Annotated in this window: 23 protein-coding genes and 1 riboswitch; of the genes, 16 read left to right on the forward strand and 7 right to left on the reverse strand. The window is 63.6% G+C overall.

The features are described 5' to 3' along the window. The first annotated feature begins 72 nt into the window (after positions 1-72). The 7 genes from AC1DVW_RS20695 (at position 73) to AC1DVW_RS20725 (ending at position 4,987) form a co-directional block, all read left to right on the forward strand. Complete coding sequence (locus AC1DVW_RS20695) at positions 73-795, forward strand: GntR family transcriptional regulator (RefSeq protein ID WP_477243260.1); 723 nt, start codon at positions 73-75, stop codon at positions 793-795. Between the two features lies 1 nt (position 796). Then, on the forward strand, positions 797-1,285 hold the full coding sequence (locus AC1DVW_RS20700; protein ID WP_477243261.1) for a DUF3830 family protein: 489 nt from the start codon (positions 797-799) through the stop codon (positions 1,283-1,285). Then, on the forward strand, positions 1,286-1,630 hold the full coding sequence (locus tag AC1DVW_RS20705) for a TIGR04076 family protein (RefSeq protein ID WP_477243262.1): 345 nt from the start codon (positions 1,286-1,288) through the stop codon (positions 1,628-1,630). It abuts the gene before it with no gap. Between the two features lie 6 nt (positions 1,631-1,636). Then, positions 1,637-2,692 carry an aldo/keto reductase gene (locus AC1DVW_RS20710; protein WP_477325505.1) on the forward strand — a complete coding sequence of 352 codons (1,056 nt, stop codon included), beginning with the start codon at positions 1,637-1,639 and terminating at the stop codon, positions 2,690-2,692. Then, on the forward strand, positions 2,689-3,111 hold the full coding sequence (locus AC1DVW_RS20715; RefSeq protein ID WP_477243264.1) for a DUF4440 domain-containing protein: 423 nt from the start codon (positions 2,689-2,691) through the stop codon (positions 3,109-3,111). The genes AC1DVW_RS20710 and AC1DVW_RS20715 overlap by 4 nt, the downstream gene beginning before the upstream one ends. A 49-nt stretch (positions 3,112-3,160) precedes the next feature. After that, the gene (locus AC1DVW_RS20720; RefSeq protein WP_477325507.1) at positions 3,161-4,420 is read left to right on the forward strand and encodes an ABC transporter substrate-binding protein; all 1,260 of its coding nucleotides are present in this window, start codon (positions 3,161-3,163) and stop codon (positions 4,418-4,420) included. 141 nt (positions 4,421-4,561) lie between these two features. Continuing rightward, the gene (locus AC1DVW_RS20725) at positions 4,562-4,987 is read left to right on the forward strand and encodes a GNAT family N-acetyltransferase (RefSeq protein ID WP_477325509.1); all 426 of its coding nucleotides are present in this window, start codon (positions 4,562-4,564) and stop codon (positions 4,985-4,987) included. Here AC1DVW_RS20725 and AC1DVW_RS20730 read toward each other — a convergent pair. After that, positions 4,984-6,099: an anhydro-N-acetylmuramic acid kinase gene (locus AC1DVW_RS20730; RefSeq protein WP_477325511.1), complete on the reverse strand. Its 1,116-nt coding sequence runs from the start codon at positions 6,097-6,099 to the stop codon at positions 4,984-4,986. The genes AC1DVW_RS20725 and AC1DVW_RS20730 overlap by 4 nt on opposite strands. Here AC1DVW_RS20730 and AC1DVW_RS20735 point away from each other — a divergent pair. The 6 genes from AC1DVW_RS20735 to AC1DVW_RS20760 all read left to right on the forward strand — a co-directional run bounded on the left by AC1DVW_RS20735 (position 6,098) and on the right by AC1DVW_RS20760 (position 11,031). Next, positions 6,098-6,361, forward strand: a complete 264-nt coding sequence (locus tag AC1DVW_RS20735) for a hypothetical protein (RefSeq protein WP_477243268.1) — start codon at positions 6,098-6,100, stop codon at positions 6,359-6,361. The two genes, AC1DVW_RS20730 and AC1DVW_RS20735, sit on opposite strands and share 2 nt — an antisense overlap. After that, the gene (locus tag AC1DVW_RS20740) at positions 6,340-7,023 is read left to right on the forward strand and encodes an SDR family NAD(P)-dependent oxidoreductase (RefSeq protein WP_477243269.1); all 684 of its coding nucleotides are present in this window, start codon (positions 6,340-6,342) and stop codon (positions 7,021-7,023) included. The genes AC1DVW_RS20735 and AC1DVW_RS20740 overlap by 22 nt, the downstream gene beginning before the upstream one ends. Positions 7,024-7,194: 171 nt before the next feature. Next, positions 7,195-8,049: a MetQ/NlpA family lipoprotein gene (locus tag AC1DVW_RS20745; RefSeq protein ID WP_477325513.1), complete on the forward strand. Its 855-nt coding sequence runs from the start codon at positions 7,195-7,197 to the stop codon at positions 8,047-8,049. A gap of 83 nt (positions 8,050-8,132) precedes the next feature. Then, on the forward strand, positions 8,133-9,224 hold the full coding sequence (locus tag AC1DVW_RS20750) for a methionine ABC transporter ATP-binding protein (protein ID WP_477325515.1): 1,092 nt from the start codon (positions 8,133-8,135) through the stop codon (positions 9,222-9,224). Beyond that, the gene (locus AC1DVW_RS20755) at positions 9,205-9,861 is read left to right on the forward strand and encodes a methionine ABC transporter permease (protein ID WP_477325517.1); all 657 of its coding nucleotides are present in this window, start codon (positions 9,205-9,207) and stop codon (positions 9,859-9,861) included. The genes AC1DVW_RS20750 and AC1DVW_RS20755 overlap by 20 nt, the downstream gene beginning before the upstream one ends. Positions 9,862-10,011: 150 nt before the next feature. Beyond that, positions 10,012-11,031 carry an isopenicillin N synthase family dioxygenase gene (locus tag AC1DVW_RS20760; protein ID WP_477325519.1) on the forward strand — a complete coding sequence of 340 codons (1,020 nt, stop codon included), beginning with the start codon at positions 10,012-10,014 and terminating at the stop codon, positions 11,029-11,031. A 336-nt stretch (positions 11,032-11,367) separates the two neighbouring features. On the opposite strand, the gene fba is transcribed toward AC1DVW_RS20760, so the two are convergent. The 4 genes from fba to mtnK form a co-directional block, all read right to left on the reverse strand. Further along, positions 11,368-12,432, reverse strand: coding sequence for a class II fructose-bisphosphate aldolase (gene fba, locus AC1DVW_RS20765; protein WP_477271599.1), 1,065 nt, complete (start codon positions 12,430-12,432; stop codon positions 11,368-11,370). Between the two features lie 183 nt (positions 12,433-12,615). After that, positions 12,616-13,089, reverse strand: coding sequence for a 6,7-dimethyl-8-ribityllumazine synthase (locus AC1DVW_RS20770; RefSeq protein WP_477325521.1), 474 nt, complete (start codon positions 13,087-13,089; stop codon positions 12,616-12,618). Between the two features lie 77 nt (positions 13,090-13,166). Then, positions 13,167-13,311, reverse strand: a riboswitch (FMN riboswitch). A 207-nt stretch (positions 13,312-13,518) separates the two neighbouring features. Further along, positions 13,519-14,613 carry an S-methyl-5-thioribose-1-phosphate isomerase gene (gene mtnA, locus AC1DVW_RS20775; protein WP_477325523.1) on the reverse strand — a complete coding sequence of 365 codons (1,095 nt, stop codon included), beginning with the start codon at positions 14,611-14,613 and terminating at the stop codon, positions 13,519-13,521. Further along, positions 14,610-15,884, reverse strand: coding sequence for an S-methyl-5-thioribose kinase (gene mtnK / locus AC1DVW_RS20780; protein ID WP_477325525.1), 1,275 nt, complete (start codon positions 15,882-15,884; stop codon positions 14,610-14,612). The genes mtnA and mtnK overlap by 4 nt, the downstream gene beginning before the upstream one ends. A gap of 137 nt (positions 15,885-16,021) precedes the next feature. Here mtnK and AC1DVW_RS20785 point away from each other — a divergent pair, with 137 nt between their 5' ends. The 3 genes from AC1DVW_RS20785 (at position 16,022) to AC1DVW_RS20795 (ending at position 19,707) form a co-directional block, all read left to right on the forward strand. Next, complete coding sequence (locus AC1DVW_RS20785; protein WP_477325527.1) at positions 16,022-17,533, forward strand: sugar ABC transporter ATP-binding protein; 1,512 nt, start codon at positions 16,022-16,024, stop codon at positions 17,531-17,533. Between the two features lie 79 nt (positions 17,534-17,612). Further along, a complete protein-coding gene (locus AC1DVW_RS20790; RefSeq protein WP_477325529.1) occupies positions 17,613-18,608 on the forward strand; it encodes an ABC transporter permease in 996 nt (331 codons plus the stop codon). A gap of 46 nt (positions 18,609-18,654) precedes the next feature. Continuing rightward, positions 18,655-19,707, forward strand: a complete 1,053-nt coding sequence (locus AC1DVW_RS20795; RefSeq protein ID WP_477325531.1) for a substrate-binding domain-containing protein — start codon at positions 18,655-18,657, stop codon at positions 19,705-19,707. A 72-nt stretch (positions 19,708-19,779) separates the two neighbouring features. Here AC1DVW_RS20795 and AC1DVW_RS20800 read toward each other — a convergent pair whose 3' ends face one another. Beyond that, a complete protein-coding gene (locus AC1DVW_RS20800; protein ID WP_477325533.1) occupies positions 19,780-20,850 on the reverse strand; it encodes a D-alanine--D-alanine ligase family protein in 1,071 nt (356 codons plus the stop codon). Positions 20,851-21,060: 210 nt separating this feature from the next. After that, positions 21,061-23,115 carry a bifunctional aldolase/short-chain dehydrogenase gene (locus AC1DVW_RS20805; RefSeq protein WP_477325535.1) on the reverse strand — a complete coding sequence of 685 codons (2,055 nt, stop codon included), beginning with the start codon at positions 23,113-23,115 and terminating at the stop codon, positions 21,061-21,063. Positions 23,116-23,146: the final 31 nt, after the last annotated feature.

Genomic DNA, 23,146 nt, shown 5'->3' on the forward strand with positions numbered 1-23,146 from the left:
ACTTGCTTTGATCACGCTAATCGGCTTTAATTTTCTCCGCAAGCCGAAAACGGGGCAAGAACCGGGAGACCCATGCAAAAGGCTGCCATTGAGCGAAACAACGAGGTGATCGCGGCCCAGCTGACGCCGGTTGGTCGCGAGACCGTACAGGATCGCGTCTATTCGGAATTGCGCCGCGCCTTGATCGGCGGCCTGTTCGAGCCGAGCCAGGTGCTGACCATCCGCGGCCTGGCTGACGCCTTGGTCACCAGCACCATGCCGGTGCGCGAGGCGCTTGGACGGTTGATCACGGAACAGGCGCTGGAGGCGCTGCCCAATCGCTCCGTGCGCGTGCCGCCGATCACACTGGAGCGCATCGACGATCTCTTGCGTGCCCGCTCGCTTATCGAGGGCGAGGCGATTGCGCTTGCCGCCACGCGCATGGGGCCGCGCCAGATCGCCACCATCGAAACCATGCTCGGTGAGTGGGACGAGATGCGGGCGCTGAAGCACAAGAAGGATATCGACCGCGAAGCGACGCTCAACCAGAGTTTTCATTTCGAGATCTACCGCTGCTGCGGCTCGGCCGTCTTGATCCCGATGATCGAGAGCCTGTGGCTGCAATCCGGCCCCTGCATCCGTGTCGCCATATACGCCTTCTCCGAGGCCGGCGAGGTCGATACCGCCCACTATCATCGTCGCATCGTAGCGGCACTTGCGAAGCAGGATGCGCAGGCGGCGCGCGAGGCGCTGGTGGCCGACATCAGCCGACCCTTCGCCTTCCTTCGCGACAAGCTTCAATCGGCGAAAGACTGACATGAGCAAGCCCGCCATCCGGATCACAGAACCACGCTCGAAGCTTTCCGTGACGGCGCTGCTGTTGCCGGAGAAGGCGCCTGAAAACGTCGCTTTCCTGCTGGCGTATCTGGCGCAGCCACGCGTCGTCCCGGGCATCCATGCGATGTGGACCGGCCCCGAAATCTCCTGTCCGGTTCCATCGGCTCAGCTGGATGGCCACGCCTATGCCAGGCCCTTGCCGGCGGAGAATGCGACGCTGACGCCGCAGCCGGGCGATATCGTGCTCGCCTATGTGCCGCCGCGCATGTGGGGCGGCAATCCGAACGCCATCTTCGACATCGGCCTGTATTACGGGCAGGGCGCGCGCCTGCTGTTCCCCATCGGCTGGCTGGCCGGAAGCGTCGTGGCGCAGGTGCGACCCGAAGAGCGCGACCAGTTCGCTGCTGCTTGCGGCGTCATCCGCCGCAACGGCGCGTGCGACGTCACCTTCAGCCTGGTGGAGGTCTGAATGACTGATGACAGTTTCGAACTCTTCGACCTTCGCGTCGAGGCAGTCATCCCCGAGGGCAAGCCGATCTATTGCGGCGCCAAGGCTGGCGATTATTTCGAGCTCAAGGGCGAGATGCTGTCGATGCCGGCGGGGCAGGGCTTTTCGATCTATTCGATATCGGCGGTGCTGCCGCTGCTGGCGGCCAAGCAGCGCCCGACCCACAAGAACGACTGGATGACGTCGGACGCCGAGATCGCCTGTCCCGATCCCAATTGCGGCAGCCGCCTTCGGATCGTCAGGACCGGCAAACGCCAGTTCAGCCATGCCGAGACCACGGCGGTGCCGTTGCCGAAGGAAGAGTGACCAGACATGACCGCCAAGACCTTCGAACTCAGCCCCGGCTACACGATCTCGCGCGTCATTCGCGGCGGCTGGCAGCTGGCCGGCGGGCATGGCGCCATCGACCGCGAACAGGCGGTGACCGATCTGATCGCCACTTTTGACGCCGGCATCTGGACCTATGATTGCGCCGACATCTACACCGGCGTCGAGGAGTTGATCGGGGCGGCGCGCCTGCGGCTCGCCAGCGAGCGCGGTCTCGACGCCGCTGCCCGGATGAAGGTGCACACCAAGCTGGTGCCTGACCTCGAAAGGCTTGCCAGCATCAGCCGCGACTACATCAGAGGCATCGTCGACCAGTCGCTGCGGCGGCTGAAAACCGAGCGCCTCGATCTCGTCCAGTTCCACTGGTGGGACTATGAGCAGCCTCGCTATGTCGATGCGATGGGCTGGCTGAATGAGCTTCGCCTCGAAGGCAAGCTGCGCAATGTCGGCACCACCAATTTCGACACCCCGCGCCTGGCCGAGATCCTCGCGGCCGGTGTGCCACTGGTCAGCCAGCAATTGCAATATTCCGTGCTCGACCAGCGGCCGGCCAACAGCCTTGCCGCGCTTGCCGGCCAGAACGGCATCAGCTTCCTCTGCTATGGCTCCGTGGCGGGTGGCTTCCTGAGCGACAGATGGCTTGATGTCGCCGAGCCGGCGACGCCGCTCGAAAACCGCTCGCTGGTCAAATACAAGCTGATCATCGACGACTTCGGCGGCTGGGATCTCTTTCAGCAGCTGCTTCTGGCGCTGAAGACCGTGGGCGACCGCCACGGCGTCGACATCGCCACCATCGCCAGCGCCTGGGTGCTCGAGCAGTCGCACGTCGCGGCCGTCATCGTCGGCGCCCGCAACCAGGCGCATGCGCTCGCCAATGCGAAAATCATGGACGTCGTGCTCGACGCCGACGACCGAGCGCGGATTGCTGCCGTCATCGCGCAAAGCGGTGGCCCCCTGGGCGACGTCTACACGCTGGAGCGCGACCGCCACGGCCGCCACGGTTCGATCATGCACTACAATCTGAATGCAGGCCGGATATGAGCGCCTCCCTGTTCTCACGTGCCAGTGCCGAGGTCGTCGATCTGCACCGCTTCTTCGTCGACTGGTTCGTCGCGGCGCGCGCCGACAAAGTGGACTTCAGCCGCTTCGAACGTGTCATGGGCGAAGGCTTCAGCATGATCGCGCCAAGCGGCCATATCCTCGATCGCGACGCGGTCGTCGATCATGTCAGGGAAAGCCGCGCTTCTTGCGACGATGGCTTTGTACTCTCGATCGAGGACATCCGGCCCGGCTGGCAGAGCGCGGACACCATCGTCGTCCATTACGTCGAGGCGCAGCTGCGTGGCGGCAAGCACAGCCGCCGCCAGTCGAGTGCCGTCTTCACCACCAGTTCATCGGCGCCCAACGGCGTCGAATGGCGACATCTGCATGAAACCTGGCTGCAGGTGCCGGAAAGCTGAACAGGCTCCAGAGATCAAATTAGAGTCGAGTAACGAAAGGGGAACAACAATGACAAAGACGATACTCCACATCACCACCGCGCTGGCCCTCCTGACCGCAGCCGGTGCGGCAAACGCCGCCGACTGCAAGATCACCGTCGGCCTGGTCATGGAACTGACCGGTCCGGCTGGCGAATACGGCCAGGCCGGCGCCAAGTCGGTCGAAATGGCGTTCCGCGACATCAATGCCGCCGGCGGCGTGCGCGGCTGCGATCTCGCGACCGACACCCGCGACAGCCAGAGCCAGGGCAACATCGCCGTCGACGCCGCGACCCAGCTGGTACAGGTCAAGAAAGTGCCGGTCATCATCGGCGGTATCATTTCTTCGGTGTCGATCCCGATCCTGACCTCGGTCACCGGTCCGGCCAAGATCGTCCAGGTCTCGCCGGCTTCATCCTCGCCGACGCTGACCGCGCTCGGCCGCGACGGCAAGACCAACGGCATCTTCTTCCGCACCATCACCTCCGATGCGCTGCAGGGCGTGGCCGCCGCCAAATATGCCATCGACAAGGGCTTCAAGAAGCTGTCGATCATCCATGTCAACAACGACTTCGGCGTCAACATGGTGGCCGAATTCTCGCGCGCCTACAAAGCACTCGGCGGCAACATCGTCTCCGACACGCCTTACAACGAAAAGCAGTCGAGCTACGCCTCCGAAGTCACGGCGGCGATGGCCGGCGAGCCGGACGGGCTCTATCTCGTCAGCACGCCGGTCGATGGCGCGACCATCGCCCGCGCCTGGATTTCGCAAGGCGGCGTGCAGAAATTCCTGCTCAATGACGGCATGAACAGCCCCGACTTCATCGAATCCGTCGGCGCCGATTATCTGAAGGATGCCTATGGCACCTCGTCGGGTACCAGCCCGACGGCTTCCACCGACTATTTCATGAAGAACTACAAGGAGTTCTCCGGCATCGAACCGTCGAACCCGGCGGCCGATCGCTCCTATGACGCCGGCGCCATTGTCGGCCTGGCTATCGCCATTGCCGGCTCCGAGGATCCGGCCAAGATCAAGGATGCCATGTACAAGGCGGTCGATCCGGCTGGCACGCCGATCTTTGCCGGCAAGGAAGAGTTCGCCAAGGCGCTCGGCCTGATCAAGGACGGCAAGCCGATCCGTTATGAAGGTGTCATCGGTCCGGTCGCCTTCGACAAATATGGCGACATCACGGGCCCGTTCCGGCTCTGGAAGATCGTCGACGGCAAGGTGACGACCGACGGCGAAATGACGACGGATGACGTCAACGCGCTGCAGGCGAAGCTGCAGTAAGTAGGCGCTATCTGTCCGGCGTCGGTCTCAGTTCCATCGAGACCGACGCCGGAGATTCAAAAACCACCTGCGTCGTTCAGGGACAGAACTTGCTTCTTCGCAGCGTCCTTCGGTAAACCAAGCTCCGAGCCGGACGAAGCCATGAACACCACCCTTGAGACCACCGCCGATCCCTCGCCGGAAGACCTCGGTTTTCTCGGCGAGCGGCTCACGGCCTTCAACGACAGCGATGTTGGTCATTCCGGCCGCAAGGCGCTTGCCGTGTTTGTCCGCGACGAAGGCGGCAAGGTCATCGCCGGCATTTCCGGCTACACAGCCTGGGGCTGGCTCTATGTGCAATGGCTCTGGGTCGATGAGCGACTGCGCGGCCAGCATATTGCGGGCCGGATGCTGGACGCCGCCGAGCGTGAAGCTGTCGCGCGCGGCTGCCAAAACGCCTGGATCGACACTTTCAATCCGAAGGCGGCCAAGGCCTATGAGCGCCAGGGCTATCGGCCCTTCGGTACGCTTGCCGATTTTCCCGCCGGCCGCAGCCGCATCTTCCTGCAGAAGAAGCTGGCAGGTTAACCGGCAAGCCGTCCGCCGCGCATCGGCTGCGGCGCGCCGGTCGTGGAGGGGAAACTGATCGGCAGGCCGCGCAGCACGCGCACCGCCAGGAAAGCAAAACACTCGGCCTCGACCGCGTCGCCCTTCCAGCCGAGCGCCTCGGCTTGCACGACTTCGACACAGGCACGGCTGGAGAGCATGGCCATCATCGTCGGGTTGTGGCGGCCGCCGCCGCTGACCACCAGTCTCCTCGGCCGATGCGGCAACAGGTCGAGCGCCTTGCCGACGGCGGAGACCGTGAAGGCCGTCAGCGTTGCTGCGCCGTCTTCGGCGTTCAGACCATCCGCCATCGCGGCGCCGAAATCGAAACGGTCGAGCGATTTCGGGTAGGGCTTGGTCAGATAGGGGTGCTGCAGCAGCCGGGACAGCCGGGCTTCGTCCACGGTGCCTGCGCGTCCAAGCGCGCCGTCGCGATCCATGTCGCCAAGCCCCTTCGACTTGATGAAATCGTTGAGCGGCGCGTTGGCCGGGCCGGTGTCAAAAGCAACGATAGCGTCCTTGCCGTCCCACCAGGTGATGTTGCCGACACCGCCGAGATTGAGCACCGCCGTGTCGCCGCTGGCATCGGCCTCGCGCAACAGCGCGGCGTGGTAGGCGGCGGCGAGCGGCGCGCCTTGCCCGCCGGCCCGCACATCGGCTGAGCGGAAGTCATAGGCGACCTTGGTGCCCAAAATGGCATGCATCAGTTCGCCGTCGCCGAGCTGGCGGGTGTCGCCGCGCCGGCCGGGTTGCGGGGCACGATGCAGCACCGTCTGGCCGTGGAAGCCGACCACGCCGATATCGGCCATGGTCAGGCCATGACTCTCGACCAGGTCCTTCACCGCCGCCGACTGCGCCCGCGTCAGCGCTTCTTCCGCTTCGCCGAAGATCGCCGGCTCCGGCCCGTCGAAATTCCACACCCTGGCCTGGCGCAGCGTTTCTTCCAGCAAGGTGCGAATCGTTGCGGGATAAGGCGCCAGCGTGTCGGTGCCGAAATCGGCGATCCGCTCGCCGTCGGTCTTGATCAGCGCGACATCGATATTGCCGTCGAGAACAGTCCCGGTCATCAGCCCGACGGCCCAGATTGGTTCCATGATCGATCCCTTTGGACACCGCTGCCGCGGTGTTTGCGATTCCAGCTGGAATCACGTGTCGGACGGATTGGCTCGTCAGGCAAGACCTTCGTCGGCATCGATCGCGCCGAACAGCCGGCAGCGTTTTTCGTCGAACGCCAAAAATGGAGCAACGTCGTTCTTGCCTCTTGTCGCCGAAGGCGCGAGCCTGTGTGACGAGGACATCGGCATCGGCCGAAATCCGTACAAGGGAGAACCGACATGGCATCCGAAGTCGCAGTGATCGCTGGTGCAGGCGCCGGCCTGAGCGCCTCGCTGGCGCGCCTTCTCACCAGGGAAGGCTTTCGTGTGGTGCTCGCCGCCCGCAACACCGGCAAGCTCGCACCGCTGGTCGAGGAGACCGGCGCCCTGGCCGTCGAAACCGACGTCGCCGATCCGGCCTCCGTCGCAAGCCTGTTCGAGGCCGCCGACAGGCAAGGCCCACTGGCGCTTGCAGTGTTCAACGCCAGCGGCCGCACGCGCGGCCCGATCGCCGAGGTCGATCCCGATGCGGTCAAGCAGGCCTTGCTGGTCGGCGCCTATGGCGGTTTCCTGGTCGGCCAGCAGGCGGCGCGGCGGCTGCTGGCGCGCGGCTCCGGCTCGATCCTGTTCACCGGCGCCTCCGCCAGCATCAAGGGCTTTCCGGGCTCCGCCGGCTTTGCCATGCCGAAATTCGGCCTGCGCGGCCTGGCGCAATCCATGGCGCGCGAACTCTTCCCTAGGAATATCCATGTCGCGCATTTCATCATCGACGGCCAGATTGAGCCGGTTGGTAAAAAACCCGAGCGCCCGGACAGCCAGCTGTCGCCCGATGCCATCGCCGAGACCTATCTCGCGACCCATCGCCAGCATCGCAGCGCCTGGAGTTTCGAGGTCGAGCTTCGGCCCTGGGTCGAGACTTTCTGATCGATGCGGCGTGGCGTTCTCGCAAGTGCGCAATCTTTGAGAGAATATTCCCGGCCCGGTGTTTGAGAAGAAATCCGGTTCTTTGATCTGGAGCAGAGCATTGTTGATGATGTCATCAAGGCTTGGCATTCCGCCTCGCCGATATGACTTCAGCATTACGAGGGATCGACAATGTCCGAACGCGGAAACGCTTCCAAAGCCCTTCTTTTATCAGCAATCAGCCGGCGTGCTGCCCTTGCGGCACTTTTCGCGTCGGCGGTGACACTTGTTGGCCTGGCACAGCCGACGCCGTCCTTCGCCGAGGACAAGAAGGCGATCAAGGTCGGCATCATCAGCGGCGAGGATGAGGACGTCTGGCGCGTCGTCGTCGCTCAAGCCGCCGAAAAAGGCCTGACGATCGAGACCGTGGTGTTCAACGATTACACCCAGCCCAACGAGGCGCTCGAGCGTGGCGAGATCGACGCCAACGCCTTCCAGCACAAGCCCTATCTCGACAACCAGATCAAGACGCAAGGCTACCACATCGTCCCGGTCGGCTACACCGGCGTCTGGCCGATCGGCCTTTATTCCAAGAAGTACACCAAAGTCGCCGATCTGCCCGAGGGCGCCGTCATCGGCTTGCCGAACGATCCCTCCAACGAAGGCCGCGCGCTGCGCGTGCTGCAGAATGAGGGCGTCCTCAAGCTGAAGGATGGCACCGGCATTCTGGCGACGACCGCCGACATCGCCGAAAATTCGAAGAAGGTCGTCATCAAGGAGCTCGACGCCGGCATCGTCGGACGCTCGGTGGAGGATCTCGACGCCGCCGTGGTCAACACCGACTGGGCGCTGAAGAGCGGCCTTGGCCCGGAAAACCGCATCGCTCAGGAGCCGGTGGCCGACAATCCCTACCGCAACTTCATCGCGGTCAAGGCCGGCAATGAGAACGAGGCCTGGGTCAAGACGCTGGTCGCGTCCTACCAGAACGAAGCGGTGAAGGCCGAGTTCGACAAGGTCTACAAGGGCACCGGGATCAGCGGCTATTGATCGGCGCCTGGATAGCAGGAGCAGGCGGTCCGCTGTTGAGCGGACCGCCGTCGTATTTGCGGAAGGCCGCAACAGGAACCTCGATGAACCAGCATACCAAAGCATCACCTGAACTGGCGGCGAAGAACCATCCCCCAGCGCTGGAAGAGGTCGTGCGCCTCACCGAGCTGAAGCGCCGCTTTGGCGCCACGCCGGCGCTCGACGGCGTCTCGCTCACCGTGCGCAAGGGCGAGATCCTCGGCATCATCGGCCGCAGCGGCGCCGGCAAATCGACGCTGATCCGCTGCCTGAACGGGCTGGAGCGGCCGGACTCGGGCGAGGTTTTCATCGAAGGCCGCGAGATCAGCCGGCTTGGCGAGCGTGAACTGCAGCCGCTGCGCCGCCGCATCGGCATGATCTTCCAGCACTTCAACCTGCTGTCGGCCAAGACCGTCGAGGACAATGTGGCGCTGCCGCTGAAAATCGAAGGCCGGCCGAAGGCGCAACGGCTGCAACGCGCGGCCGAACTGCTCGATCTCGTCGGCCTGTCGGAGAAAGCAAAGGCCTATCCGTCGTCGCTGTCGGGTGGCCAGAAGCAGCGTGTCGGCATTGCCCGGGCGCTGGCGGCGCGGCCGGCGCTGCTGCTGTCGGACGAAGCGACCTCGGCGCTTGACCCGGAGACGACCCGCTCCATCCTTGCCTTGCTCAAAGACATCAACCGGCAGCTCGGCCTGACCATCCTGCTGATCACCCACGAGATGGAGGTGATCCGTTCGATTGCCGACCGGGTGGCGGTCATCAACGCCGGGCGGATCGTCGAGGAGGGACCTGTGTGGTCGGTCTTTGCCGACCCGCAATCAGCAATCACCCAAAGCCTGCTCGGCGCCATCCGGCCGCAACTGCCGGCCGAACTGGCTGCCCGCCTTGTGCCGGCAGCCGGCGCGGATACGATCCTGCGCATCGACGTCGCCGGCGAAGCGGCGAGCGGCCCGCTGCTGTCCGACCTTGCCACTGCGGTTCCCGGCTCTTTCCGCCTCGTCCATGGCGGCATCGACCATATCCAGCAGCAACCCGTCGGCACGCTGTTCCTTTCTGTCACGGGCAGCGATGCAAACCATCTGGGTAAAGTGATCGCGTACTTGAAAGCCCGTGATGCGCGGGTGGAGGTGCTTGGCCATGTCGCCAATTCTGCTTGAGCTTCTGCTGCGTTCGATCTGGGAAACCGTCCTGATGACGGCCGCGTCCGGCCTCATCTCGCTGGTGTTCGGCCTGCCGCTGGGACTGGCGCTGGTCGCCACAGACCGCGGCGGCATCGCCGAAAGCCTGTGGGTGAACCGCGCGCTGGGAGCCATCATCAACGGCTTCCGCTCGGTGCCTTTCATCATCCTGTTGGTGGCGCTGATCCCCGTGACGCGGCTGATCGTCGGCACCTCGATCGGCACCTGGGCCGCCATCGTGCCGCTGTCGATCGCCGCCACGCCCTACTATGCCCGCATTGCCGAAGTGTCGCTGCGCGAGGTCGATCACGGGCTGATCGAGGCGGCGCGCGCCATGGGCGGCAATCGCTGGACGATCATCCGCGAGGTGCTGGTGCCGGAAGCGCTGCCGGGCATCGTCGCCGGCTTCACTGTCACGCTGGTGACGCTGATCGGCGCCTCAGCCATGGCCGGCGCCATCGGCGCCGGCGGGCTGGGCGACCTCGCCATCCGCTATGGCTATCAGCGGTTTGAGACCAGCGTCATGGTCGCCGTGGTCATCGTCCTGATCATCCTGGTCTGCGGCATCCAGTGGGCCGGCGATCGGCTGGTCGCAAGGCTGGACCATCGGTCATGAGCGATCATCCGTTCGAACGATATTTGCACGCAGGCGGCAAAACGCGGTGCTGACGTTCTGCCATTCGCCTGGAGATTGGATCGCGCGTTGCTTTGATCGCAATGGCCTGCGTGCCACCGTAAGGACCGAACGACCGGAAGGAGCTTGACCATGCCCAGGATCGTCCCCGTGCTCGATCTCAGCCGTCTCGAACAGGGCGCGTCAGAGCGGCGAACCTTTCTGTTCGACCTGCGCACGGCAGCCCGCGATGTCGGCTTCTTCTATCTCAGCGGCCATGGCATATCGGCTGCGGAAATCGCTGAGGTGCTCGATGCATCGCGGCAATTCTTTGCTTTGCCGGAAGCCGACAAGCTGGCCATCGAAATGGTCAAATCCTCGCAATTCCGCGGTTATACGCGCGCCGGCGGCGAGCTGACCAAAGGCAAGGCCGACTGGCGAGAACAGCTCGACATCGGCGTCGAGCGCCAGACAATAGCGCAAGGGCCCGATGTTCCCGCCTGGACGCGGCTGCAAGGGCCGAACCAATGGCCTGCGGCACTGCCGGATCTGAAACCGGCGCTGTTGGCATGGCAGACCAAAGCCACCGCGGTGGCGATCCGCTTGCTGCGAGCCTTCGCTCTGTCGCTCGACCAGGCCGAGGACGCCTTCGACCCGATCTATAAGGATGAGCCCAACCATCGCATGAAGATCGTGCGCTATCCCGGTCGCGATGCGACCGGCGACGACCAGGGCGTCGGCGCCCACAAGGATGGCGGCTTCCTGACCCTGTTGCTGCAGGATGAGAACAAGGGCCTGCAGGTCGAGTATGACGGCAGCTGGGTCAATGTCGACCCGCTTCCCGAGACGCTGGTGGTCAACATCGGCGAACTGCTCGAACTGGCATCGAACGGCTATCTCAAGGCGACCGTCCACCGTGTGGTGACGCCGCCGGCGGGTGTCGAGCGGATTTCCGTTCCGTTCTTCTTCAGCGCCCGGCTCGATGCGACGATCCCGCTGCTCAGCCTGCCCGAGGAACTCGCGGCCGAGGCGCGCGGGCCGGCGAGCGATCCCGACAATCCGCTGTTTCGCAATGTCGGAACCAATGTGCTGAAAAGCCGCCTGCGTTCCCATCCCGACGTGGCGCGCCGGCACTATGCCGATCTGCTCGAGACGGGAATTTCGGCTGCCTGAACGCGTCAGCAGAAGTAGAAAAGGAATTTTCGTTTTTCTGACAGCTTTTGGAATTTCATTCGTCGCCAAAGCCCGCAAATCAGCGCAAAAAGGTAAAATCGTTCGGCGGTTTCCTCCCATTCCGCTGGACGGTGTTCCCCTCTGAAGGTTGTAAACCTTCTTTTGGCCGGGCCGTATTCGCGCCCGGCCTTTTTCTTGACCTGCGGTGTGGCACATCACCCTTGGGCGCAGTTGTCCGTTCGGGGACAGGCTGGACCTCCGCCCCATCATGGAAAAGGGCAGGGGCCGATCGGCTCCTGCCCTCGTCTTTTGCTACCTCGCGAAGTCGGCTGAAACTCAGCCGAACTTCGGATCGAGGCTGCCCGACTTGTAGCGCTTGGCCATTTCCGAGACCGGCAGCGGCTTGATCTTTGGCGCGTTGCCGGCGGTGCCGAACTGCTCGAAGCGCTCCTTGCACAGCTTGCGCATGGCGGCCATGGCCGGCGTCAGATATTTGCGCGGATCGAACTCCGAGGGGTTCTCGGTCAGCACCTTGCGGATCGCGCCGGTCAGCGCCATGCGGTTGTCGGTGTCGATGTTGATCTTGCGCACGCCATGCTTGATGCCGCGCTGGATTTCCTCCACCGGCACGCCCCAGGTCGGCTTCATCTGGCCGCCATACTTGTTGATGATCTCCTGCAGATCTTCCGGCACCGAGGACGAACCGTGCATGACAAGGTGCATGTTCGGCAAGCGGCGGTGGATCTCCTCGATCACGTTCATCGCCAGCACCGCACCATCCGGCTTGCGCGAGAATTTGTAGGCGCCGTGGCTGGTGCCCATGGCAACAGCCAGCGCATCGACATGCGTGTCCTTGACGAACTCGACCGCCTGTTCAGGGTCGGTCAAAAGCTGGTCGTGGCTGATCGCGCCTTCGATGCCGTGGCCGTCTTCTTGCTCGCCGCCGCCGCTCTCCAGCGACCCGAGCACGCCGATCTCGCCTTCCACCGACACGCCGCCCCAATGCGCCATGTCGACGACGCGCTTGGTGATGCCGGAATTGTAGGCGTAGTCGGCCGGTGACTTGCCGTCTTCCTTCAGCGACCCGTCCATCATCACCGAGGTGAAGCCGTATTGGATCGCGGTGACGCAGGTGGCTTCGTTGTTGCCATGGTCGAGATGCATGCAGACCGGGATGTCGGGATGGATTTCGACCAGCGCGTCGATCAGCTTGGCCAGCACCACGTCATTGGCGTAGGCGCGGGCGCCGCGGCTCGCCTGCAGGATGACCGGCGACTTGGTCTCCTCGGCGGCCTCCATAATGGCGAGGCCCTGTTCCATATTGTTCATGTTGAAGGCAGGCACGCCATAGCCGTATTCGGCGGCATGGTCGAGCAATTGTCTCAATGTGATGCGAGCCACCCAATAGTCTCCCGTATCTGGTTTCAGGCCAATGGTTGCGGGCTGTCCGCTTGCCGTTCAGCCCGTCGATGCTTCTGGCCGGATTTCACCGCAATCGCAACCGTTAGACGCTTTTGCGGCCGCAATTCTTGTTGCAGCGCTGAAATCCGTTCCGAATTCGGCATTTTCAGCCTTTGATGGGGCTCACGCCGCGATCTGCTCGCGCGCAGCCAGGATCTGCACGCAGGCATTGGCCGCCTCTTTGCCCTTGACCGTGAAGTGCTCGAAGAAGAAGCGGTGGTGCTCCGCGCTGTCATGGTAGTTGAGTGGCGTCAGCACCGCCGAAAGCACCGGCACGCCGGTCGACAGCTGCACATTCATCATGCCGTCGATGACGGCACTGGCGACGAACTCGTGCCGGTAGATGCCGCCATTGACGACGAAGGCCACTCCCAGGATCGCGCCATAGCGGCCGGTCTGGGCTAGCGTCTTGGCGTGCAACGGAATCTCGTATGCGCCCGGCACGTCGAAGACATCGACGGCAAAGCGGTTTTCCCCGAGCGCGGCCAATTCCGCCTCGAAGGATTGCACGCATTGATCGACGATATCGGCGTGCCAGCGCGCGCGAATGACGGCAATACGAACGGTTTCATAGTCTTTGCGGGAATGCTGATTCATGGGTCCATCCTTCCGTTTCGAACCAGAATCAGGACGCACGATACGGATTAAGCCCGCGAAAAGCGGACCGTCTTCCGTTTCGTTCTCTTCCATCCGGACTGTGACCGTCGGCTCCGGAATCACACCGGATCTGCTGACCCTCCCATTGCCGGGAGGCGCTCGCGGGCTTGGGCCGAGGCCCTTACCGCCGGTGGGGACTTTCACCCCGCCCTGAGAACATTAACGATGGTGATATGGAAGGGCGGGGCGGGGTTGTCAATTGTCGACGAGCGCTATTCTCCCCCCTCGAGGGGGAGATGTCGCCGAAGGCGACAGAGGGGGTCGCCGCGCGTGAAGCGCCGACGCCTTCGTGACGAAAGACGACGTCGGCGATCTACGTGAGAGGACCCCCTCTGGCCGCTTTGCGGCCATCTCCCCCTCGAGGGGAGATTACCCCCGTTCCGGAAACATCGCCTTCAACCCCTCGCGCGAGGCCTTGGCGACGCCGCGTTCGGTGATCAGGCCTGTGATCAGCCGCGCCGGGGTCACGTCGAAGGCCGGGTTTGCCGCCGGCGTCGTTTCCGGCGACACGCGGACCTGGGCGATCTCGCCGGAGGCGGTCTTGCCCCAGACCAGCGAGACCTCGTCGGGCGAGCGCTGCTCGATCGGGATTTCGGCCAGTCCGTCATGCACCGTCCAGTCGATGGTCGGTGACGGCAGCGCGACATAGAACGGCACGTCATTGTCGGCGGCGGCCAGCGCCTTGAGATAGGTGCCGATCTTGTTGCAGACGTCACCACTAGCAGTCGTGCGGTCGGTGCCGACGATGACCATGTCGATCTCGCCGCGCTGCATCAGATGGCCGCCGGCATTGTCCACGATCAGCGTGTGCGGCACGCCGTGGCCAGCCATCTCCCAGGCGGTCAACTGGGCGCCCTGATTGCGCGGCCGCGTTTCGTCGACATAGACATGAACCGGAATGCCGGCCTCGACAGCCAGATAGATCGGCGCCGTGGCGGTGCCGTAGTCGACGGTCGCCAGCCAGCCGGCGTTGCAATGGGTCAGGATGTTGACTGGCTCGCCCGGTTGCTTGCGTGCGGCGATCGTCTTGATGATCTCGAGCCCATTGGCGCCAATGGCGCGGTTGAGGTCGACATCCTCGTCGGCGATCTCTGCGGCGCGCCGGTAGGCGGCAGCCGCGCGCTCTACGGCTGGCAACGGCCGCAGGAAACGCCGCATCTCGTCGAGCGCCCAGCGCAGATTGATCGCGGTCGGGCGGGTCTCATGCAAGGTCTCCCAGACGGCGTCGAGTGCTGCATCCGACGGGTCGTCTTGCATCTGCATGGCAACGCCGTAGGCAGCGGTGACGCCGATCAGCGGCGCGCCGCGCACCCACATGTCGCGGATGGCGGTGGCGATGCCGGCGACCGTGCCGATCGTCTCGATGCGAAAATCATGCGGCAGCCAGCGCTGGTCGATGATGTCAACCGAACGCCCGTCGTCGGCGAGCCAGATGGTGCGATAGTGGCGTTCGCCGACGTTCAAATGCTGCTCTCCCGTTCGATCACCGCGGCCAACTGGTTGACCTCGTCGATGCTGTGTATCTGGCGCCGGTTGACGGCGATGTGACGGCCGAATTTCAGCGCCTTCGCCTCGCAACTGGCGCGCAGATCCTCGTCTTCAATGGTCTCGAAATCGGCGTTATGGGCGAGGCCGAGGATGCGCCGGTGAACCTCGATGCCGGCGAAGCCCAGCAGGTCGGTCCAGACCTGATGCAGCACATGGTCGAGCGCCTGCTCGGCACCAAGCCTGTCGCCCTGATCCTCGAACAGGCTCGTCTGGTAGAGCATGCCGGTGCGTTCGGTGCGCCACAGATGCGAGAACTCGGCGCGGAACACCGACCAGGTTTCGCTCGTCACCTCGAGCAGATAGGCGCGCATGGCATCGCGCTTGCCTTTCTGCTCGTGGCCTCGTTGCGAGAAGAAGGATATCCAGAAATTGGCAAGCAGCATGCCGACGTCGAAGGCCATCGGGCCGTAGAAAGCGAATTCCGGATCGATCATCCGGGTTTCGCTGTCGGTGACCATGATTGAGCCGGAATGCAGGTCGCCATGCAGCAGCGTTTCGGCATTGGCTGCGAACAGATGCTTCAGCCGCTGCGCCTCGACCTTGAGGTCGCGGTCGCCGCGCAACTCAGCGACCAGGCCGTCCAGCTGCGGGCTGGTGTGCCGGTTCATCTTGGCGTCGAAATAGGGGTCCGAAAAAACCAGGTTCTCGGTGATGTCGCAGAGTTCGACATTGTCGGCGAACAGCGCGAGATCGGCCTTGCGCTCCCTAGCCGCCATCGAGAGGTCGGAGCCACGGAACAGCGTGCGGGCCATGAACAGGCCGATGTCGCGCGCGATGTTCGGCAGCTGGCGGCCTTCGATCAGGGCGCGGCGCAGGATGATGTGCGGCGGCGCCAGATACTCCATGATGATCAGCGCTTGGCCTTCGTCGAAATGATAGATGGCCGGCACCGAACCCGGCGCGCGCGCCTCCTGCCGGGTCAGCGCATGGTATTCGAAGAAGGAGCGCTTGAGCGGCAGCGGCCAGCTGTCACCGACCAGGCGGACATAGGGCAGCGCCTGCTTGACGACTGCAGCCCCGGTGGCGCCCTCGACGATGAACACCAGGTTCAGATTGCCGTCGCCGACCTCGCGGACCTTCCAGCTTCTCGTATCCTTGCCGATCCGTGCGCACAGCGCTTCGTTGGCGCCAAGGCGCGTCGAAAGCGTCTCCACCGACAATGCTTCGAACGGCAATTTCTCAGTCATTCCTCACCCTCGCGCTGATGCGCTCCGATCATAGCGGAGCCATGGCGGCCGGGCCAAGCTAGGAAGCCATCTGGCAATTGTCAATCGTGTTGACAATTGCCGATTGAGCCCATAGCGTCATGGTCAGGGAGGAACGAATGGGCAATGATGCCGTGTTCCGCGTGGACGGCCTGAGGAAATCCTTTGGCCATATCGAGGTGCTTGGCGGCGTCTCGCTCGAATTGCATGCCGGCGAAGTCACCGTGCTGATGGGCGCCAACGGCGCCGGCAAATCCACCCTCGTCAAGATCATCAGCGGCGTCTACGACCACGGCGGCGGCACGATGCGCCTCGCCGGTCGCGACTTGGCGCCGAAGACCCCGGCGGAAGCGATCCGCGCCGGTGTCGTCACCGTGCATCAGAACATCAATGACGGCGTCGTCGCCGATCTCGACGTCGCCACCAATCTGACGCTCGACAGGCTGACCGGCAGCGGCGTGCCGACCCTGTTCAATCCGGGCCGCGTGCGCCGCGAGGCCAAGGCCGTCGCCGACCGCATGGGGCTGGCCATCGACCTTAGGGCCCGCATCAGCGACCTGTCTCTGGCCGACCGCCAGATGGTGGCGATCGCCCGCGCCATGGCGCACCAGCCGAAAGTGCTGATCCTCGACGAGCCGACCTCCTCGCTGTCCAGCGCCGAGGCCGACCGGTTGTTCGCACTGCTTGACCGGTTGCGCGAGCAAGGCGTGGCGATCCTCTACATCTCGCACCGTATGTCGGACATCAGGCGGCTTGCCGACCGTATCGTCTCGATGCGCGACGGGTTGATCAGCGGCGCCTTCGACAGGAAGCCGCTCGACTATGAAGGCGCCATCAACGCCATGCTCGGCCGCAAGATCCATCTCGACCAGATCGTTGCCAGGGACTCGGTCAACGCCATCCTGACCATTGATGGATTGCGTCTTACGCAGGGCGCCAAACCGATCTCGCTGACGCTCGGCGACGGCGAGGTGGTTGCCATCACCGGTCTCGTCGGCGTCGGCAAGACGGCGCTGGCCGAAACGCTGTTTGGCGTGCGCAAGCCGCTGTCCGGCACCATGGTGTTGAACGGCAAACCCTATGCGCCTGACACGGCCGGCGAGGCGATCGCCGCCGGCGTGTTTCTCGTCGCCAAGGATCGCGGTGAAAACGGCATTGTCGGCGGCTTCAACATCCAGGAAAACATCAGCCTGCCATTCCACAAGCGGATGTCGCATTTCGGTGTGCTCAGGCGCCGCCTGGAACGCACCATCGCCCGCCGGCAGGTCCAGGAACTTGGCATTGTCTGCCGTTCCGAGAAGGACGAAATGGCGTCGCTGTCCGGCGGCAACCAGCAAAAGGTGATGGTCGCCCGCTGGATGGCACAGAATGCCAAGCTGTTCATTCTCGACGAGCCGTTTCAGGGCGTCGACATTTCCGCCAGGCGCGATATCGCCGCCAAGCTCAGGGCCAGCGCCAATGGCCGCGCGACGCTGCTGTTCGTCACCGAACTCGATGAAGCGCTGGAGACGGCCGACCGCATCCTGGTGATGTCGGAGCAGACGATCGTCGGCGAACACCGCAACGCCGATATCGATCTCGATCGCCTGCTGGCCGAGGTCGCCGGCGGGCCGCTGCACAGCGCGGCATGAGGTCAGATGGTGAGACGTGCAATGGAGAAAGCATGAGTTTGGGTTGGGTAGAAATGGCGGCATCACGCGGGAGCGCTGAATGACGCTGCGCGACTACGCCATTCGCTATGGCTTCATCGTCCTGCTGTTCGGGCTGGTCGCCTATTTCGCGATCGCCGCCGACGGTTTCGTCTCGCCGCAAAGTGCCGTCTTCATCTTCCAGTCGGTCGCCATCACCGGCGTGCTGGCGCTCGGCGTCACCGCCACTTTGGTCGTCGGCGGCTTCGACCTATCGATCGGCTCGGTTGCCACCTCCGCCATGATGGCTGCCGCCTATGTCATGGTGGTGCTTGAACAGAACGCCGTCGTTGCGGTCATCGTCTGCCTGCTGATCGGCGCCGTCGTCGGTCTCATCAATGGCTGGCTGATCGTCTATATGCGCGTGCCCGACCTTTTGGCGACGCTCGGCATGATGTTCCTGCTTGTCGGCCTGCAGCGCATCCCGACCGAGGGACGCTCGATCGCTACCGGCATGACCATGCCGGACGGTTCGGTCGCCAACGGCAAGTTCTCCGACGCCTTCCTGGCGCTCGGCCGCCACCGCTTCGATTTCTTCATTCCGAACCTCATTCCGGTGTCGGTCGTGGTCCTCATTGTGCTGGCCGTGCTGATCTGGTTCTTTCTCGAATACACCCGTTTCGGCCGCATGATGTATGCGGTCGGCAGCAACGAGCGGGCGGCCGAACTCGCCGGCGCGCCGGTCAAGGCTTACAAGATCTGGGCCTACATCATTTCAGGCGTTTTTGCCTCGATCGGCGGCATTTTGCTCGCGGCACGGCTAGGCCGCGGAGACATTGCCTCGGGCAACAATCTGCTGCTCGACGCGGTTGCGGCAGCGCTCATCGGCTACGCGGTGCTTGGTGCCGCCAAGCCCAACGCCTTCGGCACCGCCGTCGGCGCGCTGTTCGTCGGCATCTTGCTGCAAGGCCTGACCATGATGAACGCGCCCTACTACACGCAGGATTTCGTCAAGGGCGTGGTTCTGGTGGTCGCCCTTGTCTTCACCTTCGCCCTTTCCGGCAGGGGCAGGCGATAGGATTCGACCGGGTCATATTTTGAGTTCAACAAGTGGAGGAAACAAAATGAAGATCACAAGAAGACTTCTAGGAAAGGCAGCGCTCGGGCTTGCCGGCGCAACCATGCTGATGCAGTTCCCGGCGCTTGCTGCGGACAAGCCGGCGCCATTCGACAAGCCGGGCGTCAAGATTGCGCTGGTTCGCTATCTCTCGACCGGCGACTTCTTCCAGGCCTATCTCTCCGGCGTCGAGGCGCAGTCGAAGGCGCTTGGCGTCGACCTACGCGTGCTCGACAGCCGCCAGGATGCGGCGCTGCAGGCAGATATGGTCGACCAGGCCATCGCGCTCGGCGTCCAGGGCATCATCATCCAGCACGGTCTGACGGAATCGATGAAGGACGCCGCCCAGCGCGCGGTCGACGCCGGCATCAAGGTCGTCGCCTTCGACGTCAATGTCGAAAACCCCAAGATTCCGCAGGTCGAACAGTCCGACCGCGACCTTGCGCGTCTCGCCCTCGAACAGGCGGTCAAGGACAATGGCGACAGCTGGAAGGCCGGCTACGTCTATGTCGCCGGCATCGCCCCGCTCGACCGCCGCAACGAGACCTGGGTCGACGTCAAGAAGAAGTATGCCGGCATCAACGAAGTCGCCATGTTCGGCACGCTCGACAACCCGATCGCCAATTCGGTCGCCAACCAGGCGCGCTCGGTGCTGTCGGCCCACCCCGATATCAAGGTGATGTTCGCCCCCTATGACGAATTCGCCAAGGGCGTGAAGATCGCCGTCGACGAGGCCGGCTTGAACAAGGACATCAAGATCTATTCGGCCGACATCTCGACTTCGGATATATCAGCGATGCGCGAGACCGACAGCGCCTGGGCGGCAACCGCCGCCACCAACCCGGCCGTCGTCGGCCAGGTCTCGGTGCGCGCGCTGGCGCAGCTGCTGGCCGGTGAAGACCCCGGCCACAACGTAATCGTGCCACCGACGCTGATCACCCAGAAGGACCTGATCGACAAGGACATCAAGAACATGGAAGACCTGTCGGCCAAGCTGCCGCAATTCGCCCATGCCGATGTCGCCATGCCGGCCTGGATGCCGAACCCGAACGCCAAATAGTTCCTGGCTCACCAGCAAAAGAAAGAGCGGCTCTCGGGCCGCTCTTTTGTTTGTGCGTTGCGGATTTCGCTCTCAGCCCGATCGCCCGGCGCGCGCCAACCCGTGCTCCACCAGGCGGTCGATGATCGCGGCATAGCTGACACCGCTTGCCGCCATCGCCTTGGAATACATGCTGATGTCGGTGAAGCCCGGGATGGTGTTGATCTCGTTGACCAGGAATTGCATGTCCGGCATCAGGAAGAAATCGACGCGCGCCATGCCGTCGCAACCGACGGCTCTGAAAGCCTTGGCGGCCATGTCGCGCATGCCTGCCTCGACTTCAGGCGGCAGTTCGGCTGGCACGATCAGTGCGGCGCCATTCTCGTCGATGTATTTGGCATTGTAGTTATAGAAGCCGTGGCTTTCCGCCGGCACGATCTCGCCCGGCCGCGAGACGAATAGATTGCCTGCGACGTCTTCCAGCACGCTGTATTCAATCTCGCGGCCACGAACGAATTCCTCTGCCAACAACTTGCGATCGTGCCGGAAAGCCTCAGCCAGCGCTCGATCGAATTCCTGGCTGGCATTGACCTTTCCGACGCCGACGGACGATCCCTGCCGCGCCGGTTTGATGAACAGCGGCAGGCCGAGTTCGTCCTCGAGTGCGGTGAGGGAAGGGGTGTCGCCGTCGTGGATCGTCACCGAGCGTGCGACCGGCACCCCAGCTGCCTTCAGCAGCCGCTTGGCGATGTCCTTGTCCAACGCGACCGCCGAACCGAGGATGCCGCAGCCGGCAAGCGGCACGCGGGCGACTTCGGCCAGCCCCTGGACCGATCCGTCCTCGCCATACAGTCCATGCAAGACTGGAAACAGGATATCGATCTTCGGTAGGTCATGGGCAGAGCCATTAGCCGCAAGTGCGATCATCCGTCCGCGCCCGCCGGGCACGAGGCAAACTTCCGTGCCGCTCTCCGGCTTCGCCAATGTGCCGTCCTCGAATGCGCTCAGCAGCCAAATTCCCTCGCGGCTGATGAAGATCGGCACCGCGTCATACCGGGCAGGGTCCAGCGCGCGCACCACATTCGTCGCCGAAAGCACCGATACGTCATGCTCGGCCGAGCGCCCGCCGAACAACACGGCAATGCGCAGTCTTTTCGCAACCATGAACGTCTCCAAAAGGTCTGGGATTGAAAGTAATCGGCGGTGATGCCGCTATTGACGAAAAATCGATGTTGCAAGCGGCATCATTGGAACGGTCTGAAACCGGACTTTTGATGGCCCGACAGCGACGATTCCAAGACAGCCCTGGTTCGAGCGCAAAAAGAAAAGGGCGGCCCACAGGCCGCTCTTCGTCGTTGCGGTATTTTCTTGCCGCTAGCGCATCGCCGCCGCGATGTTGCCGCCGTCCACCGTCGTCACATCGGCGGTGGTGCGGTCGGCCAGCGCCTGATGCAGGAACGCCTGGGCGACGTCCTCGGCCGTCACTTCCTGCCCGAGCAGATTGCCGGACATGTATTCCTTCTCGGAGACGCCGCGTGCGCCCGAGCGGCTGGCGATCATGGCATCGGTCAACAGCCCCGAACGGATGCGGTCGGCGTTGACGGCATTCGAACGGATGCCGTGGGCGCCGTAGTCGAGTGCGTACTGCCTCGACAGGAACAGCGTCGCCGCCTTCGGGATGCCATAGGCGCCGAACTTCGGACCGGGATTGACCGCTTGTTTGGAGGTGTTGAACAAAAGCACGCCGCCTGTGCCCTGTTCGAGCATGACGCGCACCGCGTTCTGCGCCGCCGACTGATGGGCGAAGAAATTGAGCTCGAAACTCTTGCGTAAGGTGACGTCGTCGATCTCGCCGATCCGGCCTTCCCAGGCAGCTCCCGCATTCGAAACCAGAATGTCGACGCCGCCATAGACGGCGACGGCCTTGTCGAAGGCAGCGCGCATCTGCTTGGGGTCGGTAATGTCGGCGCCAACGCCGATCGAATTGTTGCCGGCCTGCTTGGCTGCTTCCGCCGCCTTTGCCGCGTCGAGATCGACGACGACCGCATGGGCGCCATTGGCGGCGAACAGCTTTGCCGTGGCAGCGCCGATGGCGCCGGCGCCGCCGGTGATCAGCACCACCTGGCCGGTCAGCGGCTTCGGCTTGTTGGAGGCGAGCTTGGCCTGTTCCAGCGACCAGTATTCGAGCGGGAACAGATCGGCTTTCGACAGTGGATGGAAATTGCCGACGGCTTCGGCGCCGCGCACCGCCTCGATCCACATCTCGCCGACATCGGAGGCGATCTTCGCATCCTTCAGCGTGCGGCCATGGCCGAACATGCCGAGGCCCGGCACTAGCGTCAGCCGCGGCATCTGGTCGAGCATGGTGCGTTTGACATCGTCGAGCGCGTCATTGGTTTCGAAATAGGCGCGATAGTCCCTGGCGAAGGTCTCGACGTGACTGCGGATGATCGCTTTGTAGTCGCCGATCTTGTCGGCGTCGGGCGCAGGCAGCGCCATCGGCCCGGTCTTGATGCGGATCGATAGGTCGGGCGTCGACACGCCGCGTCCGGCATAGTCGGCGATCTTGGCCGAGTTGATGAAATCGACGATCGTATCCGAGGTGCGGAAATCGCTGATCATACGGTCGAAGCGGCCTTCGCCGCGCGCAACCGCAACCGCACCGCGCAGCGTCGATGCAATATCGGCAAGCTTTGCCAGTTTGGTCGGCAAGGCGACCTTTTCGGTGCGCGGCTTGCCGTGCTTGGCGACATACTCCTCGGCAACGTTCACGTAGTGGATCATCCGGTCATAGGCCTGCTTGGCGCCGTCGCCAAAGGTGAAGATGCCGTGCTTGTCGAGGATCAGGCCTTCCACCGTAGGGTCAGCGTCGAAAATATCGGCAGCCACTTTCGCCAGGTCGAAGCCCGGCATGATGTAGGGGACATAACCCATCTTGGCGCCGAACACCGTCTTCACCAGCGGCTCGCTGTCCTGCTGGTCGACGATGGCCAGGATGGCGGTCGAGTGCGTGTGGTCGACGAATCTGTGCGGCAGGAAGGCGTGCAGCAGCGTCTCGACCGACGGGTTGGGCGAGGACGGGTCGATGAGGTTCACCCGCTGCAGCGCGACCATGTCCTCGTCGGCAAGCTTGGTGAGCGACCGTGCGCGGAGCAGCGCGTTGAGTTTGACCGCCGGCAAGCCCTGCGGCTCGATGACGCCCATGTCCCAGCCGCTGCCCTTGACGCACAGCACATCCCATTCGTCGCCGACGAGATCGGTAGCCTTGGTCTTGCAGGAGGTGTTGCCGCCGCCATGCAGGACCAGACGCGGCTCGCCGCCCAGCAGCCGCGTCGTGTAGACGCGCAGCGCCAGGTCGCGGCTGACGCCCTTCTTTGCATAGTCGGCTACCAGCTTCTCCGCATCGCCGTCATTCCACAGGTTCTTCATATTCGCTTCGTCCGATTTGCTGTCTTTGTTG

Source organism: Mesorhizobium sp. P3_B5 (assembly GCF_056402815.1).

What these genes read in the sequence shown, in the direction of transcription:
- AC1DVW_RS20695 (WP_477243260.1), top strand. Translation starts at nt 73, where the DNA reads ATGCAAAAGGCTGCCATTGAGCGAAACAACGAGGTGATCGCGGCCCAG.
- AC1DVW_RS20700 (WP_477243261.1), top strand. Translation starts at nt 797, where the DNA reads ATGAGCAAGCCCGCCATCCGGATCACAGAACCACGCTCGAAGCTTTCC.
- AC1DVW_RS20705 (WP_477243262.1), top strand. Translation starts at nt 1,286, where the DNA reads ATGACTGATGACAGTTTCGAACTCTTCGACCTTCGCGTCGAGGCAGTC.
- AC1DVW_RS20710 (WP_477325505.1), top strand. Translation starts at nt 1,637, where the DNA reads ATGACCGCCAAGACCTTCGAACTCAGCCCCGGCTACACGATCTCGCGC.
- AC1DVW_RS20715 (WP_477243264.1), top strand. Translation starts at nt 2,689, where the DNA reads ATGAGCGCCTCCCTGTTCTCACGTGCCAGTGCCGAGGTCGTCGATCTG.
- AC1DVW_RS20720 (WP_477325507.1), top strand. Translation starts at nt 3,161, where the DNA reads ATGACAAAGACGATACTCCACATCACCACCGCGCTGGCCCTCCTGACC.
- AC1DVW_RS20725 (WP_477325509.1), top strand. Translation starts at nt 4,562, where the DNA reads ATGAACACCACCCTTGAGACCACCGCCGATCCCTCGCCGGAAGACCTC.
- AC1DVW_RS20735 (WP_477243268.1), top strand. Translation starts at nt 6,098, where the DNA reads ATGATCGATCCCTTTGGACACCGCTGCCGCGGTGTTTGCGATTCCAGC.
- AC1DVW_RS20730 (WP_477325511.1), bottom strand. Translation starts at nt 6,099, where the DNA reads ATGGAACCAATCTGGGCCGTCGGGCTGATGACCGGGACTGTTCTCGAC.
- AC1DVW_RS20740 (WP_477243269.1), top strand. Translation starts at nt 6,340, where the DNA reads ATGGCATCCGAAGTCGCAGTGATCGCTGGTGCAGGCGCCGGCCTGAGC.
- AC1DVW_RS20745 (WP_477325513.1), top strand. Translation starts at nt 7,195, where the DNA reads ATGTCCGAACGCGGAAACGCTTCCAAAGCCCTTCTTTTATCAGCAATC.
- AC1DVW_RS20750 (WP_477325515.1), top strand. Translation starts at nt 8,133, where the DNA reads ATGAACCAGCATACCAAAGCATCACCTGAACTGGCGGCGAAGAACCAT.
- AC1DVW_RS20755 (WP_477325517.1), top strand. Translation starts at nt 9,205, where the DNA reads ATGTCGCCAATTCTGCTTGAGCTTCTGCTGCGTTCGATCTGGGAAACC.
- AC1DVW_RS20760 (WP_477325519.1), top strand. Translation starts at nt 10,012, where the DNA reads ATGCCCAGGATCGTCCCCGTGCTCGATCTCAGCCGTCTCGAACAGGGC.
- AC1DVW_RS20770 (WP_477325521.1), bottom strand. Translation starts at nt 13,089, where the DNA reads ATGAATCAGCATTCCCGCAAAGACTATGAAACCGTTCGTATTGCCGTC.
- mtnK (WP_477325525.1), bottom strand. Translation starts at nt 15,884, where the DNA reads ATGACTGAGAAATTGCCGTTCGAAGCATTGTCGGTGGAGACGCTTTCG.
- AC1DVW_RS20785 (WP_477325527.1), top strand. Translation starts at nt 16,022, where the DNA reads ATGGGCAATGATGCCGTGTTCCGCGTGGACGGCCTGAGGAAATCCTTT.
- AC1DVW_RS20790 (WP_477325529.1), top strand. Translation starts at nt 17,613, where the DNA reads ATGACGCTGCGCGACTACGCCATTCGCTATGGCTTCATCGTCCTGCTG.
- AC1DVW_RS20795 (WP_477325531.1), top strand. Translation starts at nt 18,655, where the DNA reads ATGAAGATCACAAGAAGACTTCTAGGAAAGGCAGCGCTCGGGCTTGCC.
- AC1DVW_RS20800 (WP_477325533.1), bottom strand. Translation starts at nt 20,850, where the DNA reads ATGGTTGCGAAAAGACTGCGCATTGCCGTGTTGTTCGGCGGGCGCTCG.
- AC1DVW_RS20805 (WP_477325535.1), bottom strand. Translation starts at nt 23,115, where the DNA reads ATGAAGAACCTGTGGAATGACGGCGATGCGGAGAAGCTGGTAGCCGAC.